This is a genomic window from Mycobacterium sp. NGS50, assembly GCF_059812545.1.
The window spans coordinates 54976-70664 of record NZ_JCALCW010000017.1 but is presented as its reverse complement, the minus strand read 5'-3'; the positions used below and the strand labels follow the sequence as shown (position 1 = coordinate 70664).

18 protein-coding genes are annotated in these 15689 nt (G+C 69.0%); 15 read left to right on the top strand and 3 right to left on the bottom strand.

Annotated features, from left to right (window positions below; genetic code table 11):
* Window positions 1–101 precede the first annotated feature (101 nt).
* The 6 genes from AC5Y36_RS13915 to AC5Y36_RS13890 are packed head-to-tail and all read left to right on the top strand — an operon-like array spanning window position 102 to window position 5078.
* Window positions 102–923: a GNAT family N-acetyltransferase gene (locus AC5Y36_RS13915; protein WP_500041503.1), complete on the top strand. Its 822-nt coding sequence runs from the start codon at window positions 102–104 to the stop codon at window positions 921–923.
* Window positions 920–1753 carry a lysophospholipid acyltransferase family protein gene (locus AC5Y36_RS13910; RefSeq protein WP_500041502.1) on the top strand — a complete coding sequence of 278 codons (834 nt, stop codon included), beginning with the start codon at window positions 920–922 and terminating at the stop codon, window positions 1751–1753. The genes AC5Y36_RS13915 and AC5Y36_RS13910 overlap by 4 nt, the downstream gene beginning before the upstream one ends.
* Complete coding sequence (locus AC5Y36_RS13905) at window positions 1704–2264, top strand: sugar O-acetyltransferase (protein ID WP_500041501.1); 561 nt, start codon at window positions 1704–1706, stop codon at window positions 2262–2264. Before AC5Y36_RS13910 ends, AC5Y36_RS13905 begins: the two co-directional genes overlap by 50 nt.
* Before the next feature lie 51 nt (window positions 2265–2315).
* Window positions 2316–3494 carry a cysteine desulfurase family protein gene (locus tag AC5Y36_RS13900; RefSeq protein WP_500041500.1) on the top strand — a complete coding sequence of 393 codons (1179 nt, stop codon included), beginning with the start codon at window positions 2316–2318 and terminating at the stop codon, window positions 3492–3494.
* Window positions 3491–4555, top strand: a complete 1065-nt coding sequence (gene mnmA, locus AC5Y36_RS13895; RefSeq protein ID WP_500041499.1) for a tRNA 2-thiouridine(34) synthase MnmA — start codon at window positions 3491–3493, stop codon at window positions 4553–4555. Before AC5Y36_RS13900 ends, mnmA begins: the two co-directional genes overlap by 4 nt.
* A gap of 40 nt (window positions 4556–4595) precedes the next feature.
* Window positions 4596–5078: a VOC family protein gene (locus AC5Y36_RS13890; RefSeq protein ID WP_500041498.1), complete on the top strand. Its 483-nt coding sequence runs from the start codon at window positions 4596–4598 to the stop codon at window positions 5076–5078.
* A gap of 10 nt (window positions 5079–5088) precedes the next feature.
* On the opposite strand, the gene AC5Y36_RS13885 is transcribed toward AC5Y36_RS13890, so the two are convergent.
* The gene (locus AC5Y36_RS13885) at window positions 5089–5772 is read right to left on the bottom strand and encodes a sensor domain-containing protein (protein WP_500041497.1); all 684 of its coding nucleotides are present in this window, start codon (window positions 5770–5772) and stop codon (window positions 5089–5091) included.
* 31 nt (window positions 5773–5803) lie between these two features.
* Between AC5Y36_RS13885 and AC5Y36_RS13880 the strand changes: the two genes are divergently transcribed.
* The 3 genes from AC5Y36_RS13880 to AC5Y36_RS13870 all read left to right on the top strand — a co-directional run bounded on the left by AC5Y36_RS13880 (window position 5804) and on the right by AC5Y36_RS13870 (window position 7722).
* Entirely contained in the window at window positions 5804–6817 is a 1014-nt protein-coding gene (locus tag AC5Y36_RS13880; RefSeq protein ID WP_500041496.1) for a uroporphyrinogen decarboxylase/cobalamine-independent methonine synthase family protein, read from the top strand.
* 69 nt (window positions 6818–6886) lie between these two features.
* A complete protein-coding gene (locus AC5Y36_RS13875; protein WP_500041495.1) occupies window positions 6887–7375 on the top strand; it encodes an SRPBCC family protein in 489 nt (162 codons plus the stop codon).
* Complete coding sequence (locus AC5Y36_RS13870) at window positions 7372–7722, top strand: ArsR/SmtB family transcription factor (protein WP_500041494.1); 351 nt, start codon at window positions 7372–7374, stop codon at window positions 7720–7722. Before AC5Y36_RS13875 ends, AC5Y36_RS13870 begins: the two co-directional genes overlap by 4 nt.
* Here the strand turns inward: AC5Y36_RS13870 and AC5Y36_RS13865 are convergent.
* On the bottom strand, window positions 7679–8074 hold the full coding sequence (locus AC5Y36_RS13865; RefSeq protein WP_500041493.1) for an MmcQ/YjbR family DNA-binding protein: 396 nt from the start codon (window positions 8072–8074) through the stop codon (window positions 7679–7681). The two genes, AC5Y36_RS13870 and AC5Y36_RS13865, sit on opposite strands and share 44 nt — an antisense overlap.
* Window positions 8075–8132: 58 nt before the next feature.
* Here AC5Y36_RS13865 and ligA point away from each other — a divergent pair, with 58 nt between their 5' ends.
* Both ligA and AC5Y36_RS13855 read left to right on the top strand, forming a co-directional pair.
* A complete protein-coding gene (ligA, locus tag AC5Y36_RS13860; RefSeq protein WP_500041492.1) occupies window positions 8133–10247 on the top strand; it encodes an NAD-dependent DNA ligase LigA in 2115 nt (704 codons plus the stop codon).
* A 127-nt stretch (window positions 10248–10374) separates the two neighbouring features.
* Window positions 10375–11535 (top strand): hypothetical protein, encoded by a 1161-nt coding sequence (locus tag AC5Y36_RS13855; protein WP_500041491.1) that lies wholly within the window; start codon window positions 10375–10377, stop codon window positions 11533–11535.
* Between the two features lie 4 nt (window positions 11536–11539).
* Here AC5Y36_RS13855 and AC5Y36_RS13850 read toward each other — a convergent pair whose 3' ends face one another.
* Window positions 11540–12199 (bottom strand): ACT domain-containing protein, encoded by a 660-nt coding sequence (locus AC5Y36_RS13850; protein WP_500041490.1) that lies wholly within the window; start codon window positions 12197–12199, stop codon window positions 11540–11542.
* A gap of 113 nt (window positions 12200–12312) precedes the next feature.
* Between AC5Y36_RS13850 and gatC the strand changes: the two genes are divergently transcribed.
* The 4 genes from gatC to AC5Y36_RS13830 all read left to right on the top strand — a co-directional run bounded on the left by gatC (window position 12313) and on the right by AC5Y36_RS13830 (window position 15682).
* The gene (gatC, locus tag AC5Y36_RS13845; protein ID WP_500041489.1) at window positions 12313–12612 is read left to right on the top strand and encodes an Asp-tRNA(Asn)/Glu-tRNA(Gln) amidotransferase subunit GatC; all 300 of its coding nucleotides are present in this window, start codon (window positions 12313–12315) and stop codon (window positions 12610–12612) included.
* On the top strand, window positions 12609–14093 hold the full coding sequence (gene gatA, locus AC5Y36_RS13840) for an Asp-tRNA(Asn)/Glu-tRNA(Gln) amidotransferase subunit GatA (protein WP_500041488.1): 1485 nt from the start codon (window positions 12609–12611) through the stop codon (window positions 14091–14093). The genes gatC and gatA overlap by 4 nt, the downstream gene beginning before the upstream one ends.
* A gap of 89 nt (window positions 14094–14182) precedes the next feature.
* A complete protein-coding gene (locus AC5Y36_RS13835) occupies window positions 14183–15214 on the top strand; it encodes an ATP-dependent 6-phosphofructokinase (protein WP_500041487.1) in 1032 nt (343 codons plus the stop codon).
* Window positions 15215–15346: 132 nt separating this feature from the next.
* Window positions 15347–15682 (top strand): hypothetical protein, encoded by a 336-nt coding sequence (locus tag AC5Y36_RS13830; protein ID WP_500041486.1) that lies wholly within the window; start codon window positions 15347–15349, stop codon window positions 15680–15682.
* Window positions 15683–15689 lie beyond the last annotated feature (7 nt).

Below are 15689 nucleotides of genomic sequence, written 5' to 3'. Positions count from 1 at the left end.
CGGGGCCGGAAGCAGCACTTTTGTGACTGCTCGGCCACAATTCACACACCCGTCACCCGCTGATTGCCGCGACGCCGAACGGCTGCGTCACCGTGGCGACTATGAGCACTGCTTCTGTACTCATCGCCGCCGATCCCCTCGCCACATCAACCGACACCCCGCGGTACTCGCTGCTGCTGTCCACCGACTCCTCGCTGATCGAGGCCGCCCAGCGACTGCGCTACGACGTGTTCAGCAGCGAACCCGGCTTCGCGCTGTCCGGCTCCGCCGATGGCCCTGTCGGCCTGGATGCCGACCGGTTCGACGAATACTGCGACCACCTGCTGGTCCGCGACGACGACTCCGGGCAGCTGGTCGGCTGCTACCGGATGTTGCCCCCTACCGGCGCCATCGCCGCCGGCGGGCTCTACACGGCCACCGAATTCGATGTCGCCGCGCTCGACCCGGTGCGCTCATCGCTGGTCGAGATGGGTCGCGCCGTGGTGCGCCCCGGGCACCGCAACGGCGCGGTGGTGCTGCTGATGTGGGCCGGCATCCTGGCCTACATCGACCGGTGCGGCTACGACTACGTCACCGGTTGCATCTCGGTGCCGGTGCACGGCGAAGGCCGGCCCGGCAGCCAGATCCGCGGTGTGCGCGACTTCGTGGCGCGTCGGCATCCCTCGGAATACCTGCTGAGACCCTATCGGCCGGTGGTGATCGACGGCCGGTGCCTCGACGACATCACCGCGCCGCCGCGCCCCGTCATTCCACCGTTGATGCGCGGCTACCTGCGGCTGGGCGCGAAGATCTGCGGCGAACCCGCCCACGACCCGGAATTCGGGGTGGCGGACTTCCCGGCGCTGCTGGCCAAGAGCGACGCCGACACCCGCTATCTGCGCCGGCTGCGTTCGGTGGCGGCGGCCGCCGACCTGGCGCCATGATCCCCGACCATCCGTGGCTGCCGCGGGCATCGTGCACCACCCACTGTGTGCACACCGACGGACAGCGCGCTTCCCGACTGGTGGTGGCGCTGCGGATCGTGTCGGCGGTGCTGCTGGTTCCGATGCTGCCGCTGCTGGCGATGCCGGTGCCGGGCCGGGCGCGCATGCAGCGCGGCGGCTGCCGGCTGGTGCTGCGCTGCTTCGGGGTGCGGGTCACGGTGACCGGCGGGCCGATCCGCAACCTGTCCGGTGTGCTGGTGGTCAGCGGACATGTGTCGTGGCTGGACGTGTTCGTCATCGGCGCCGTGTGGCCCGGATCGTTCGTCGCCCGCGCCGACCTGATCCGCTGGCCGGCGATCGGCATGCTGGCCCGGCTGTTGCGGGTCATCCCGATCGAGCGCTCCAGCCTGCGCGGGCTGCCCGGCGTGGTCGACGCCGTCGCCGACCGGTTGCGTGCGGGGCGCACGGTGGTGGCGTTCCCCGAGGGCACCACCTGGTGCGGGCGCAGCTCGGGGCCGTTCTATCCGGCCCTGTTCCAGGCGGCCATCGACGCCGTGCGCCCGGTGCAACCGTTGCAGCTGAGCTACCGGCACGGTGACGGTTCGCTGTCCACCGTTCCCGCCTTCGTCGGCGACGACACGCTGGGAGCGTCGATGCACCGGCTGGTCATCTCCCGCCGTACCGTGGCGCAGGTGCACGTCGCCTCGCTGCAGCTGCCGGGCAGCGATCGCCGCGACCTCGCCGGGCGCTGCCAGGCGGCGATGGGACAGTATCGAGAACATGGACAGCCAGCGTTGGCGCATGCTGCACGGGGTGCTCTACCGGCCTGAAGACCCCGAACTGGTTGAAAGCCGGCGGCGCTGCCAGCGCCTGGTGGAGGTGTTCAACGCGGCCGGCGCCGACGAGCAGAGGCGGCGGCAGGAGCTGCTGCGTATGCTGCTCGGGTCGCTGGGGGAGGGCTCAGAGCTCCTGCCCCGGTTCCAGTGCGACTACGGGACGAACATCCACATCGGCGCCGACTGCTTCATCAACTACGACGCCATCCTGTTGGACTGCGCCCCGATCCGCATCGGCGACCATGCGCAGATCGGTCCGCGCGTGCAGTTGCTGACCGCCCAGCACCCGGTCGAGGACCACGAAACCCGACGGCAGGGCTGGGAATCGGCGGCGCCGATCACCGTCGGCGACAACGTATGGCTGGGCGGCGGGGTCATCGTGTGCCCCGGAGTGAGCATCGGCGACAACGTGGTGATCGGCGCCGGCAGCGTGGTGACCAGGGACGTCCCGGCGTCGGTGCTGGCCGCGGGCAACCCGTGCCGGGTTATCCGGGCGCTGCCGTAGCCATCGGCCCAGGTCGGCCCGGGTCGACGCCCTCGGTATCCTGGGCAGGTCATGGTGTATCTCGATCACGCCGCCACCACCCCGATGTACCCGCAGGCCATCGAGGCGATGGCTGCCGCGTTGGGCACCGTCGGCAACGCGTCCTCGCTGCACACCACCGGGCGGGCGGCGCGCCGCCGCATGGAGGAATCCCGCGAGAGCATCGCGGCCCACCTGGGGGCGCGCCCGTCGGAGGTGATCTTCACCGCTGGCGGGACCGAGAGCGATAACCTTGCCGTCAAGGGCCTGTACTGGGCGCGCCGCGACGCCGACCCGCGGCACCGGCGCATCATCACCACCGAGATCGAACACCACGCCGTGCTCGACGCGGTGACCTGGCTCGCCGAGCACGAGGGCGCCGAGGTGAGCTGGCTGCCCACCAACCCCGACGGATCGGTATCTCCGGCGGCTTTGCGTGCGGCGCTGCTGGACCACGACGATGTGGCGCTGGTGACGGTGATGTGGGCCAACAACGAAGTCGGCACCATCATGCCGATCGCCGAGATGGCGGCGATCGCCGCCGAGTTCGACGTTCCGATGCACAGCGACGCCGTGCAGGCCGTCGGCCAGCTGCCGGTCTCGTTCGCCGACAGCGGGTGTGCGGCGCTGAGCGTGACCGCGCACAAGTTCGGTGGCCCGCCCGGTGTCGGCGCGCTGCTGCTGCGCCGCGACGCCGTCTGCACACCGCTGCTGCACGGTGGCGGTCAGGAACGCGATATCCGTTCCGGCACACCCGATGTCGCAGGTTCGGTCGCGATGGCGGCCGCGCTGGGTATCGCGGTCGACGGGCTTGACGCCAACTACGCCCGGTTGTGTTCGCTGCGGGACCGGCTGATCGAGCAGGTGCTGGCCGAGATCGACGACACCGTACTCAACGGTGCCCGCGACGCCCGGTTGCCCGGGAACGCGCACTTCACCTTCGCCGGCTGTGAGGGAGATGCGCTGCTGATGCTGCTGGACGCCAACGGTATCGAGTGCTCCACCGGGTCGGCGTGCACGGCCGGGGTGGCGCAGCCGTCGCACGTGTTGATCGCGATGGGCGCCGATCCGGCCAGCGCCCGCGGGTCGTTGCGGCTGTCGTTGGGGCACACCAGCGTCGATGCGGACATCGACGCGGTGCTGCGGGTGCTGCCCGCTGCGGTGGCCCGCGCCCGGCAGGCCGCTCTGGCCAGTGCGGGGGTGTCACGATGAAGGTGCTGGCCGCGATGAGCGGCGGCGTCGACTCGTCGGTGGCCGCCGCGCGCATGGTCGACGCCGGGCACGACGTGGTCGGCGTGCATCTGGCGCTGTCGAGTACCCCGGGAACGCTGCGCACCGGATCGCGGGGCTGCTGCTCCAAGGAGGATGCCGCCGACGCCCGCCGGGTCGCCGATGTTCTGGGAATCCCGTTCTATGTCTGGGATTTCGCCGAGAAGTTCAAAGAAGACGTGATCGACGACTTCGTCGACTCCTACGCCCGCGGTGAAACACCGAACCCGTGTGTGCGGTGCAACGAGAAGATCAAGTTCTCCGCGCTGGCCGCCCGCGCGCTGGCATTGGGCTTCGACACCGTCGCCACCGGGCACTACGCCCGGCTGTCGGACGGCAGGCTGCGGCGCGCCGTGGACGCCGACAAGGATCAGTCCTATGTGCTGGCGGTGCTGACCGCCGAGCAGTTGCGCCACGCTGCGTTCCCGATCGGCGACACGCCCAAGCCGGCGATCCGCGAGGAAGCGGCGCGGCGCGGGTTGGCGGTCGCGGAAAAGCCCGATTCCCACGACATCTGCTTCATCCCGTCCGGGGACACCCAGGCATTCCTGGGAGCCAAGATCGGAGTGCGCCGCGGCACGGTGGTCGACGCCGCCGGTGCGGTGCTCGCCGAGCACGACGGGGTGCACGGCTTTACCATCGGCCAGCGCAAGGGCCTGGGCATCGCCGGCCCCGGCCCGGACGGGCAACCGCGCTATGTGACCGACATCGACGCCGCGACCGGCACCGTCACCGTCGGCGCCGCCGCGGACCTGGACGTGTGGGAGATGGCCGGTCAATCCCCGGTATTCACCGCCGGAACCGCACCTGACGGCGCAATCGACTGCCAGGTGCAGGTCCGTGCGCACGGCGAGACGGTGGCCGCGGTCGTGCACCTAGACGGTGAATCGCTGCGGGTGCGGCTGGCCGAACCGCTGCGCGGTGTGGCCCCCGGCCAGACACTGGTCTGTTACCGACCCGACCCGGACGGCGACGAAGTGATCGCCAGCGCCACCATCGGCTGATCGCCCTGCGCCGTTTCGGCCGGGCTCCTAGGGTGAGTTGATGACACCGAACGACGATGCGGGCGCGGTGTGGCCGGATGAATTGTGCGCGATCGGAGCGATCCGCTTCGCCCGGCGCTCGGCCCGCTTCGCCACAACGGTTGCGTTTTACCGGGATCTGGTCGGGCTGCCGTTGTGTGCGACGTTCGAGGGCAGCTACGGCAGTAACGGCGCGGTTTTCGGCCTACCCGGCACGGCACTCACCTTCGAGGTCGTGGAAGCCTCCGAGCCGGTCGCCGTAGACGCGCATGAACAGCTGTGCCTGTACTTTCCCGATGCGGCCGCACGCGACGCGGCGACGGCACGGCTGCGGGCCGCAGGTGTGACGCCGGTCGCCTCCCACCCCTACTGGGCGGCTACCGGCGCCCAGACCTATCCCGATCCCGACGGGCGCGAAGTGGTGTTCGCGCCGTTCGTGTTCGGGGTCAACGAGCCTGCGCACGGTGAGGCGTCCGGCACCCATTGGAGCAGCGACGACCGCTGATTGGGGGGCCTCAGCCCGGGATGTTGGCCGCCATGTTCGTCAGCACGATCTCGGGCACCGACGCGGGAAACCGGCAATAGGTCACTTCCAGCAACGCGACCGACCTGAGCAGGTAATTGCGTCCGCAGTCGCCGGCCCGGGTGTGCAGTGCCTGGTCGTCGGCGTGCCAGGTGCCGACGAAGCGTGCACCGAACGTTCCCGCGGTACAGCCGTCCACCGTGGTCACCAGGGCGCCGAATGCGCGCCGGGCAGTTGTGGCGTCGAGGTAGGCGGCGGCGGCTTCGGAGATCAACGCCCCCTTCGGAGGGTATTGGAACGTGGTTTTGTGGAACTGTCGGATATCGGGTCCGAAGGTCGCCGTCTCGGCGAAGACGAACCGGCACTCCGCCGGCACACCGGCAGTGAACTCGTCGAGATCCACCGGCGACGTGCTGTCCATGCTGGGGATGATGGTCATCTCCTCGCCGGCGCCGGCGATTCCGCGCATCCTGGCGGTATCCAGCAGAACCTCACCGACGCTGACACCCAGCGGCGACGCGGGCCCGGGCGTCTCGTAGGCCGGTACCTGGGCGAGACCGCCGAGTGTTCGGGTGCACGCCGCGAGCAGCGCCGCGGCCCCGACACCGAGCACCGCACGCCATCGTGTCACCGCTGCTACCGCCTTCCTGTCATCAAGGCTAGCCCCGCCCGCCATCGGTCCGGCGCCCGTCCAATACGGTTGCCGGGTGAGTGCTTTCGCAACCGCCACCGGGATCGGCTCGTGGCCCGGGGTAACCCCGCGTCAAGCTGCCGAGGTGGTCGTCGGTGAGCTCGGCGGCGCGATGGCCCACCTGGTCGAGCTTCCCGCTCGCCGGGTGGGGGCGGATCTGATCGGGCGGGCCGGTGCGCTACTGGTCGACATCGCCATCGACACCACACCCCGTGGCTACCGGATCACCGCGCGCCCGGGCGCCGTGACCCGGCGAGCGGCCAGCCTGCTGGACGAGGATCTCGATGCCCTCGAAGAAGCCTGGGAACGGGCGGGGCTGCGCGGCAGTACACGCCCGGTCAAGGTGCAGGCGCCCGGCCCGTTGACCCTGGCCGCCGAATTGGAACTGCCCAACGGGCACCGCGCGGTCACCGACACCGGGGCACTGCGCGACCTGGCGGCATCGTTGGCCGAAGGCGTGGCGGTGCATCGCGCAGCGTTGGCCCGGCGGCTGGACACCCCGGTAGTGGTGCAGTTCGACGAGCCGTCATTGCCCGCGGCGCTGGCCGGCCGATTGGCCGGGGTCACCGCGCTGTCCCCGGTGCCGCCGGTCGACTCGGCCGTCGCCACCGCGCTGCTCGACGATTGCGCAGGCGCCGTCGGCTCCGAAGTGGTGCTGCACTGCTGCGCCACGGATGTGCCCTGGAATCTGCTGCAGCGCAGTTTGATTCCCGCGGTTTCAATTGACGCGACCCGACTGCGGCCCGTCGATCTGGACGGTATCGCCGAGTTTGTGGACTCCGGTCGCACCGTCGTTCTGGGCGTGATACCGGTCAGCGCCCCGCCCCGGCAACCCTCCGTGGAACAGATCGCCGCCGCGGCGGCCGCGATCACCGACCGGATCGGGTTTCCCCGCTCGGTGCTGGCCGCGCGGGTCGGTATCGCACCGGCGTGTGGGCTGGCCGAAGCGACCGCGGACTGGGCTGGGGTGGCGCTCGAGCTGGCGCGCAAGGCGGCAGCAGGGCTGGCGACGGACCCGACCGCAATCTAAGTTAAGCAACCAAAAGGTTGCGCAACCAGATGGCGTCTGATGTACTGAGACGCAACCAGGAGGTTGCATATGTCATCGGATCGTATTGAGAAGCAGGTCGTGTTGCGGGCGTCGCTGGACCGGGTCTGGCGCGCGATCAGCGACTCCGCGGAGTTCGGGCGGTGGTTCGGTGTACGGATCGACGGCCCGTTTGTCGCGGGTGCGTCGGTGACCGCGACGATCAGCCCGACCACGGTGGACGACGAGGTCGCCAAACTGCAGGAGCCGCACGCCGGGAACCGATCGACCTGGCAGGTCGTCGCGGTCGAACCCCAGCGGCGGTTCGCCTACCGCTGGCATCCGTGCGCGGGCGAGGCGGACATCGAGGAGGAGCCGACCACGCTGGTGGAGTTCACCCTCGCCGAGACCGCCGACGGGGTGCTGCTGACGATCGTCGAGAGCGGTTTCGACGCGCTGCCGGCGGCCCGACGCTCGTCGGCGTTCGAGTCCAACTCCGAGGGCTGGGCGCACCAGGTCGAGTTGGTGCGCAAGTATCTGGCGCTGGGGCAGCGAGTGTGACCGCCCCCGTCTTCGACGCCCTCGGGGACCCGAATCGGCTGCGCATCGTCAACCGGCTGTGCGATGGTGGCCCATGTTCGACATCACAAGTCGCCCAATCGGTTCCGGTCACACGCCAGGCCGCTGCCAAACACCTGCAGCTGATGGAGGCGGTCGGGCTGGTCAGCAGTTCCCGGCATGGCCGGGAACGGATCTGGACGGTGCAGACCCGGCCGCTGGCCGAAGCCAGTGACTACCTCACCGGGCTGTCGCGGCGCTGGGACGCGGCGATCGACCGTTTGCGGGATTACGTCGAAACAGACGTCACTGCTGGTCGAGCTGACGGATCAGCTTCCGTGACGCCGTGAGTCGAAACGACGCGTCGATGAGCTCGCCGACCTCGGTCCAATCGACCGGGGCCGCCGCGAAGTCCATCCCGAGCCAGCCGAACGGTCCCATGTACGCCGGCAAGAAGAACCGCCGGTCCTGTTCCAGCGCCTTCCTTTCGGACTCGTCGACTTTGACCAGCACGGCGTGCGGGTAGGGCACCATCACCCCGTCGACCTTTGCGTTGCCGCCGTACATCGCGAACATCTTGGGCGCACAGAACACCGGGCGTCCCCAGGAGATCTTCTCGAAGGCCTCGGGAAAGCCCATCGCGATGCGGCGGGTGTCCGCCAGGCCCGGGTCGTCGTCGCGGTACATGATCGGGTGCGGCATCGCCCCAGGCTATCCGGCCCGAGTGCGGTCGCCCGCGCAGGACAGATAGCCTGCGGAGGTGAGCCCACAGGCGGACAGCGTCACCCCGGAGATCCGGCGTGAGTGGCAGGACTTGGCTGACGAGGTGCGCGATCACCAGTTCCGCTACTACGTGCGCGACGCGCCGATCATCTCTGACGGCGAGTTCGACGACCTGCTTCGACGTCTGCAGGCACTCGAAGATGCCCACCCGGAACTGCGCACCCCCGAGTCGCCCACCCAACTGGTCGGCGGCGCCGGATTCGCCACCGACTTCGCCGAGGCGGCGCATCTGGAGCGGATGCTGAGTCTGGACAACGTGTTCAGCGCCGACGAACTCGCCGCGTGGGTCGCCCGCATCCACGCAGAAGTCGGGGATACGGACATGCAGGTGCACTACCTGTGCGAGCTCAAGATCGACGGCGTGGCGCTGTCCCTGGTCTACCGGGATGGCCGGCTGGTGCGCGCCGCCACCCGCGGCGACGGGCGAGTGGGAGAAGACGTCACCCTCAACGCCCGCACCATCGAGGACATCCCGCAACGGCTCAGCGCCAGCCACGAGTACCCGGTCCCGCAGGTGCTGGAGGTGCGCGGCGAAGTCTTCTTCCGGCTCGCCGACTTCGAGGTGCTCAACGCCAGCCTCGTCGAAGACGGCAAACCGCCGTTCGCCAACCCACGCAACAGCGCCGCGGGATCACTGCGGCAGAAGAACCCGGCCGTCACGGCGCGACGACGCCTGCGGATGATCTGCCACGGCATGGGGCACACCGAAGGCTTCAGTCCGGCCACGCTGCACGATGCGTACCTCGCGCTGAAGGCGTGGGGGTTGCCGGTCTCCGAACACACCACCCGCGTCGACGACCTTGCCGGTGTGCAGCAGCGCATCGAGTACTGGGCCGAGCACCGCCACGACGTGATCCACGAAATCGACGGCGTCGTCGTCAAAGTCGACGAAATCGCACTGCAGCGCCGGCTCGGCTCCACCTCCCGGGCGCCGCGCTGGGCGACCGCCTACAAGTACCCGCCCGAGGAAGCAACCACCAAACTGCTCGACATCCGGGTCAGTGTGGGACGCACCGGCCGGGTCACCCCGTTCGCCTACATGGCTCCGGTCAAGGTGGCCGGCTCGACGGTGGGTCTGGCGACCCTGCACAACGCCTCGGAGGTCAAGCGCAAAGGGGTGTTGATCGGCGACACCGTGGTGATCCGTAAGGCCGGTGACGTGATCCCCGAGGTGCTGGGTCCCGTCGTCGACGTGCGCGACGGCACCGAACGCGAATTCGTCATGCCCACCCACTGCCCGGAGTGCGGCACCGCGCTGGCCCCGGCCAAGGAGGGCGACGCCGACATCCGCTGCCCCAACACCCGGGCGTGCCCGGCACAGTTGCGGGAGCGGGTCTTTCACGTCGCGGGCCGCGGGGCGTTCGACATCGAAGCCCTGGGGTACGAGGCGGCGATCGCGCTGCTGGGTGCCGGTGTCATCACCGACGAGGGCGACCTGTTCGGGCTGACCGAGGACGCACTGCTGCGCACCGAGTTGTTCACCACCAAGGACGGCGCCCTGTCGGCCAACGGCAAGCGGTTGCTGGCCAATCTCGACAAGGCCAAATCCCAGCCGCTGTGGCGGGTGCTGGTGGCGCTGTCGATCCGTCACGTCGGCCCGACCGCCGCTCGCGCCCTGGCGACCGAGTTCGGCCGTCTGGACGCCGTCATGGCGGCGTCCACCGAGCAGTTGGCCGCGGTCGAGGGCGTGGGTGCCACCATCGCCGCCGCGGTCGCCGACTGGTTCGCCGTGGACTGGCACCGCGACATCGTGGACAAGTGGCGGGCGGCCGGGGTGCGGATGGCCGATGAACGCGACGCGGCGATCCCACGCACCTGCGAGGGGCTGTCGATCGTGGTGACCGGGTCACTGCCCGGGTTCTCGCGTGACGAGGCCAAGGAGGCGATCATCGCCCGCGGCGGCAAAGCCGCCGGCTCGGTGTCTAAGAAGACCGCCTACGTCGTGGCCGGTGATGCACCGGGATCGAAATACGACAAAGCCGTCGAACTCGGCATACCCATCCTGGACGAAGACGGTTTCCGCAGGTTGCTGCGGGACGGGCCCCCGCCGGACGCGGAGACCGAGCCCGATCCGGAGCCGGACGCGGAGTAAGCGGGCCGCTGCATTCGTGTCCGCCGGGCCATTAACGCGTGCGTACAATTCTGGTGTTTGTCGATGACAGCGCGACCGATCGGCCCTGATCCGGGGCGGTCATCCGGCGCTGCTACAGGAGGTTGTTGTGACCCAGGGGCCAGGTCCACACTACGGGGGAGACCCCGCCGGGGGCTGGGCGTCGCCCAACCCGCCCTGGGGACAGGAAGACCGCACCCAGCTGGCGAACCAGTACGACCCCTACCAGCAGCAACAACAGCCGCAACAACAGCCGCAGCAACAGCACCAGCCTTGGCCGCCGGGCCCGCAGCAGTTCGGCCACCCCGGCCCGCCGCCGCAACCGCGTAACCGCAAACCGCTGATCATCGGACTCTCGGTCGGCGGCGCGTTGCTGGGGGTGATCATCCTGGTGATCGCCGTGGTGGCATTCAGCGGCAGCGACGAGAAGAGCAGCGCCGGCGCCGCGGTCAAGGGATATCTGGAAGCGCTGGCCAAGGGTGACGCGGCCAAGGCGTTGAGTTTCAGCAACGACAAACCCGCGAACACCGAATTTCTGACCAACGACATCCTGAAGAAACAGATCGCCAAGTGGCCGATCACCGAGATCAAGATCCTCAGCGACGACGGCAGCTACGGCTTTGGTCGCGTCCACGTCTCGGCCAAATTCGGCGACAAGATCTCCGACGAGGAGATCACTGTCAAGAAGTCCGGCAAGGAATGGATGATCGAGCACGCGGCGATCAAGCTGGACCCCAAGAACGCGATCCTGAACAACGAGGCGATGAAGACGCTGACCGTGTTCGGCCAGCCGATCGGCGACACCCCGGTTTACGTGTTCCCCGGGTGGGTCGACATGGGCAGCGAAAACCCCAACCTCAAGGCCGATCCCAAAAAGCCGTTCCTGCTCAAAGAGCTGTACATGGGGGACGCCTACCTCAGCGACGTCGAGTTCTCGCTCAGCTCCAAGGGCGAGAAGGCGGTTTCGAAGGCGATCTCCAACAAGCTCGCCCAGTGCACCGCCAGCACCTCGTTGCGGCCGCCGGACTGCCCGCAACGCGTCTACAAGTACGAGCTGGTGGACGGCACCGCGTCCTGGGGAACGGCGGATTCCAGCAAGCTGAAGGTCGAGGTCCGCGCCTACTCGTTGGAGGCCAGCATCACCGGTGAGGTGGTGTTCCCGCTGACCGCGCGCACCCGCGACGGCGACACCTGGACCGGCACCGACACCGAAAGCGTTTACGGCAAGGCGGACCTGTCCCAGGATCCGCCGACCGTCAACCTGAACTGAGCCGTCAGCGCAGCAGCGTGGCCACGATTCCGGCCAGGTAGCCCAGTCGCGCGACCTCGGACGGACGAAACAGCGGCCCGCCCGGACGGCCCAGCAACACCGCTGTGTTCGGGTCACCCAGCGGTGCGGCGGCCAGCGCGGTCTCCAGCTGTTGCCATACCGGCGGCACCCAGTCGTCGGCGCCGTTGAGCGCCTGGGCTTGGTTGAGCGGAAGCCACGGCGCGCTGTCGGGTTCGGTCTCCGGCGCACCGGGGCTGCCCACCACCCGGCTGAACCCGTCCTCGGGCCGGCCGTGGACCACCGTGCACCAGCCCACCCGCAACACCCGGGGCGCCTCATCGGCGAGCACCTGCAGCCGGTCGGAGCGGGTGCTGGCCGCGATGTGATCGACGAGTTCCAGATCGCGGTGTGCTTCCAACAGGCCGGTGTGCGGGCGCACGCTGTCCACCCACACCCCGTTGAGGGACTCGGCGGCGGTGATCAGTGTGTCCGGCATGGCCCTGGCCGGCAGTTCGACCACCAGGTCGTCGACGGCGTATCCGGGCCCGCGGTCCACCACGTCCAGCGACAAGATGTCGGCACCCACCGAGCCGAGCGCCACCGCGAGCGACCCGAGGGCACCCGGGCGGTCTTCGAGTTGGACCCGCAGCAGATAGGAAGGCACGGCAACCACTGTTGCATAGCGCCGTTGAGCACGCTGAACGTGAAGCCGGCGTCACACTCGGCGTCGAGCCTGACGTTGGGTACACGTTCGGCGCCCGACTAGGCTTTGCGCTCGTGTCCCAGATCTCCCGAGACGAGGTGGCCCACCTGGCCCGGCTGGCCCGGCTGTCGTTGACCGACGCCGAACTGGACAGCTATGCCGGCCAGCTCGACGCCATCCTGACCCACGTCAGCGCCATTCAGTCGGTCGATGTCACCGGTGTGGAGGCCACCGACAACCCGCTCAAGGACGTCAACGTGACCCGGCCGGACGAGATCGTGCCGAGCCTGACGCAGCAGCAGGCGCTGGCCGCGGCGCCCAACGCCGCCGACGGCCGTTTCGCGGTGCCGCAGATCCTGGGAGACGAACAATGAGTGATCTCACCAGGTCGGACGCGGCGACGCTGGCGGCCCGGATCGCCGCCCGGGAGGTGACCTCGGTCGAGGTCACCCAGGCCTGCCTGGACCAGATCGCGGCCACCGACGAGCGCTACCACGCGTTCCTGCACGTGGCGGCCGGGCAAGCGCTAGAGACGGCGGCCGCCGTCGATGCGGCGCTGGCCGCCGGCGAGCAGCCGGCCTCGCCGCTGGCCGGGGTGCCGCTGGCCCTCAAAGACGTGTTCACCACCGTCGACATGCCCACCACCTGCGGATCGAAGATCCTGGAGGGCTGGCGCGCACCGTACGACGCGACCGTGACCGCGCGGCTGCGCGCGGCCGGGATCCCGATCCTGGGCAAAACCAACATGGACGAGTTCGCGATGGGCTCGTCAACGGAGAACTCCGCCTACGGCCCGACCCGCAACCCGTGGGACGTCGACCGGGTGCCGGGCGGTTCCGGCGGCGGCAGCGCCGCCGCCCTGGCCGCTTTCCAGGCCCCGTTGGCGATCGGCACCGACACCGGCGGTTCGATCCGCCAGCCGGCGGCGCTGACCGCCACCGTCGGGGTCAAACCCACCTACGGCACGGTCAGCCGCTACGGGCTGGTCGCGTGCGCGTCGTCGCTGGATCAGGGCGGCCCGTGCGCGCGCACCGTGCTCGACACCGCGTTGCTGCATTCCGTGATCGCCGGGCACGACCCATGCGACTCCACGTCGGTGGATGCGGCGGTGCCCGACGTGGTGGCCGCCGCCCGGGCCGGGGCGGCCGGTGACCTCAGCGGCGTACGGGTAGGAGTGGTGCGCCAGCTGCACAGCGGAGAGGGCTATCAGGCCGGGGTGCTGGCGTCGTTCAACGCCGCCGTCGAGCAGCTGACTGCCCTGGGTGCCGAGGTGTCGGAGGTGGACTGCCCGAACTTCGAACACGCGCTGGCCGCCTACTACCTGATCCTGCCGTCGGAGGTGTCGTCCAACCTCGCCCGTTTCGACGCGATGCGCTTCGGTCTGCGCGTCGGCGACGACGGCAACCACAGCGCCGAAGAGGTGATGGCGATGACCCGGGCCGCCGGTTTCGGTCCGGAAGTCAAGCGGCGCATCATGATCGGCACCTACGCGCTGTCTGCGGGCTATTACGACGCCTACTACAACCAGGCGCAGAAGGTACGCACGCTCATCGCGCGCGACCTGGATCGCGCGTATGAGTCTGTGGATGTGCTGGTGTCGCCGGCCACCCCCACCACCGCGTTCCGGATCGGTGAGAAGGTCGACGACCCGCTGGCGATGTACCTGTTCGACCTGTGCACGCTGCCGCTGAACCTGGCCGGGCACTGCGGCATGTCGGTGCCGGCTGGGCTCTCGCCCGACGACGGGTTGCCGGTCGGGCTGCAGATCATGGCGCCAGCATTGGCCGATGACCGGCTCTATCGGGTGGGTGCTGCCTACGAGGCGGCCCGCGGAGCGCTGCCGACGGCCATCTAGCTGTCGAGATCGACGTCGGCGTGGAAAAGTTCGAGTAGACCTCGCGCTAACGTCGATCTCGGTGCAGCCCAACCGGCAAGATGGGGGCCATGCGGATCGGAGTTCTCACCGGCGGCGGTGACTGTCCCGGGCTCAATGCGGTGATTCGAGCAGTTGTGCGCACCTGCGACTCCCGCTACGGCTCCTCGGTGGTCGGGTTTCAGGACGGCTGGCGTGGACTGCTGGAGAACAGACGCATCCAGCTCTACAACGACGACCGCAACGATCGCCTGCTGGCCAAGGGCGGCACCATGCTCGGCACCGCCCGGGTGAACCCGGACAAGCTGCGCGCCGGGCTGGACCAGGTCAAACAAACCCTCGACGACAACGGCATCGATGTGCTGATCCCGATCGGCGGTGAAGGCACCCTGACCGCCGCGCACTGGCTGTCCCAGGAGAACGTGCCGGTGATCGGGGTCCCCAAGACCATCGACAACGACATCGACTGCACCGATGTGACGTTTGGCCACGACACCGCCCTGCAGATCGCGACCGAGGCCATCGACCGGTTGCATTCCACCGCTGAATCTCACCAACGGGTGATGCTGGTGGAGGTCATGGGTCGCCACGCCGGCTGGATCGCGCTCAACGCCGGGCTGGCCACCGGGGCACACATGACGCTGATCCCCGAGCAGCCTTTCGACATCGACGATGTTTGCCGGCTGGTCAAAAAGCGATTCCAGCACGGCTCGGCGCACTTCATCTGCGTGGTCGCCGAGGGTGCCAAGCCTGCTGCGGGGTCGATGGAACTGCGGGCCGGCGGCCTCGACGAGTTCGGCCACGAACGGTTCACCGGGGTGGCGGCGCAACTGGCCGTGGAGCTCGAGAAACGGGTGAAAAAGGAAGTGCGCACCACGGTGCTCGGCCATGTGCAGCGCGGCGGCACGCCGACCGCCTACGACCGGGTACTGGCCACCCGATTCGGGGTCAACGCCGCGGACGCCGCACATGCCGGTGAGTACGGGATGATGGTCTCACTGCAAGGACAGAACATCGGTCGGGTGCCGCTGGCCGACGCGGTGCGCCAGCTCAAACTGGTGCCGCAGACCCGTTACGACGATGCGGCTGCGTTCTTCGGGTAGATCGCCTCCCAGCAACCAGGCAGCTTCCTCGACAGGCGAACCCCAAGGTTTCCGGTTAAGCTTTCGCGGGAATTTACGTTCGCCGGATTCGGTAGCGGCAAGTTTGCCGCCTCGCACGGGGTAGGAGGGGACATGAAAATGCTGTCGCACACGGCCTTCGCGCTGCTGGGTACGCCGCTGTGTCTAATCCCCGCCGCCACCGCACGCGCCGAACAGGACGCTGTCAACGCCTACGTCAGTCAGCACGGCGCTGAGGTATGCGGGTTCATGCGTGCCCAGCCGGGTGTGCCCGGAGTCAAGCATGCCGTGGATCACATTCTGGCGACCAGCGGGCTGCCGGAGGACCAAACGGGTCCGCTGCTGGGCGCCTCGGTAACCGCGGACTGCCCGGATTCGGCTGACTCGGTGCGCGAATTCGTCTGGTACGTCCAGCACCACCAGCAGACCAGTTCGGCGCTGGGTTCGTAGCCGGGGC

Bases quoted from the DNA above. Each gene is read 5' to 3' on its own strand.
- AC5Y36_RS13915 (WP_500041503.1), top strand. From the start codon at position 102: ATGAGCACTGCTTCTGTACTCATCGCCGCCGATCCCCTCGCCACATCA.
- AC5Y36_RS13910 (WP_500041502.1), top strand. From the start codon at position 920: ATGATCCCCGACCATCCGTGGCTGCCGCGGGCATCGTGCACCACCCAC.
- AC5Y36_RS13905 (WP_500041501.1), top strand. From the start codon at position 1,704: ATGGACAGCCAGCGTTGGCGCATGCTGCACGGGGTGCTCTACCGGCCT.
- AC5Y36_RS13900 (WP_500041500.1), top strand. From the start codon at position 2,316: ATGGTGTATCTCGATCACGCCGCCACCACCCCGATGTACCCGCAGGCC.
- mnmA (WP_500041499.1), top strand. From the start codon at position 3,491: ATGAAGGTGCTGGCCGCGATGAGCGGCGGCGTCGACTCGTCGGTGGCC.
- AC5Y36_RS13890 (WP_500041498.1), top strand. From the start codon at position 4,596: ATGACACCGAACGACGATGCGGGCGCGGTGTGGCCGGATGAATTGTGC.
- AC5Y36_RS13885 (WP_500041497.1), bottom strand. From the start codon at position 5,772: ATGGCGGGCGGGGCTAGCCTTGATGACAGGAAGGCGGTAGCAGCGGTG.
- AC5Y36_RS13875 (WP_500041495.1), top strand. From the start codon at position 6,887: ATGTCATCGGATCGTATTGAGAAGCAGGTCGTGTTGCGGGCGTCGCTG.
- AC5Y36_RS13865 (WP_500041493.1), bottom strand. From the start codon at position 8,074: ATGCCGCACCCGATCATGTACCGCGACGACGACCCGGGCCTGGCGGAC.
- gatA (WP_500041488.1), top strand. From the start codon at position 12,609: ATGAGTGATCTCACCAGGTCGGACGCGGCGACGCTGGCGGCCCGGATC.
- AC5Y36_RS13835 (WP_500041487.1), top strand. From the start codon at position 14,183: ATGCGGATCGGAGTTCTCACCGGCGGCGGTGACTGTCCCGGGCTCAAT.
- AC5Y36_RS13830 (WP_500041486.1), top strand. From the start codon at position 15,347: ATGAAAATGCTGTCGCACACGGCCTTCGCGCTGCTGGGTACGCCGCTG.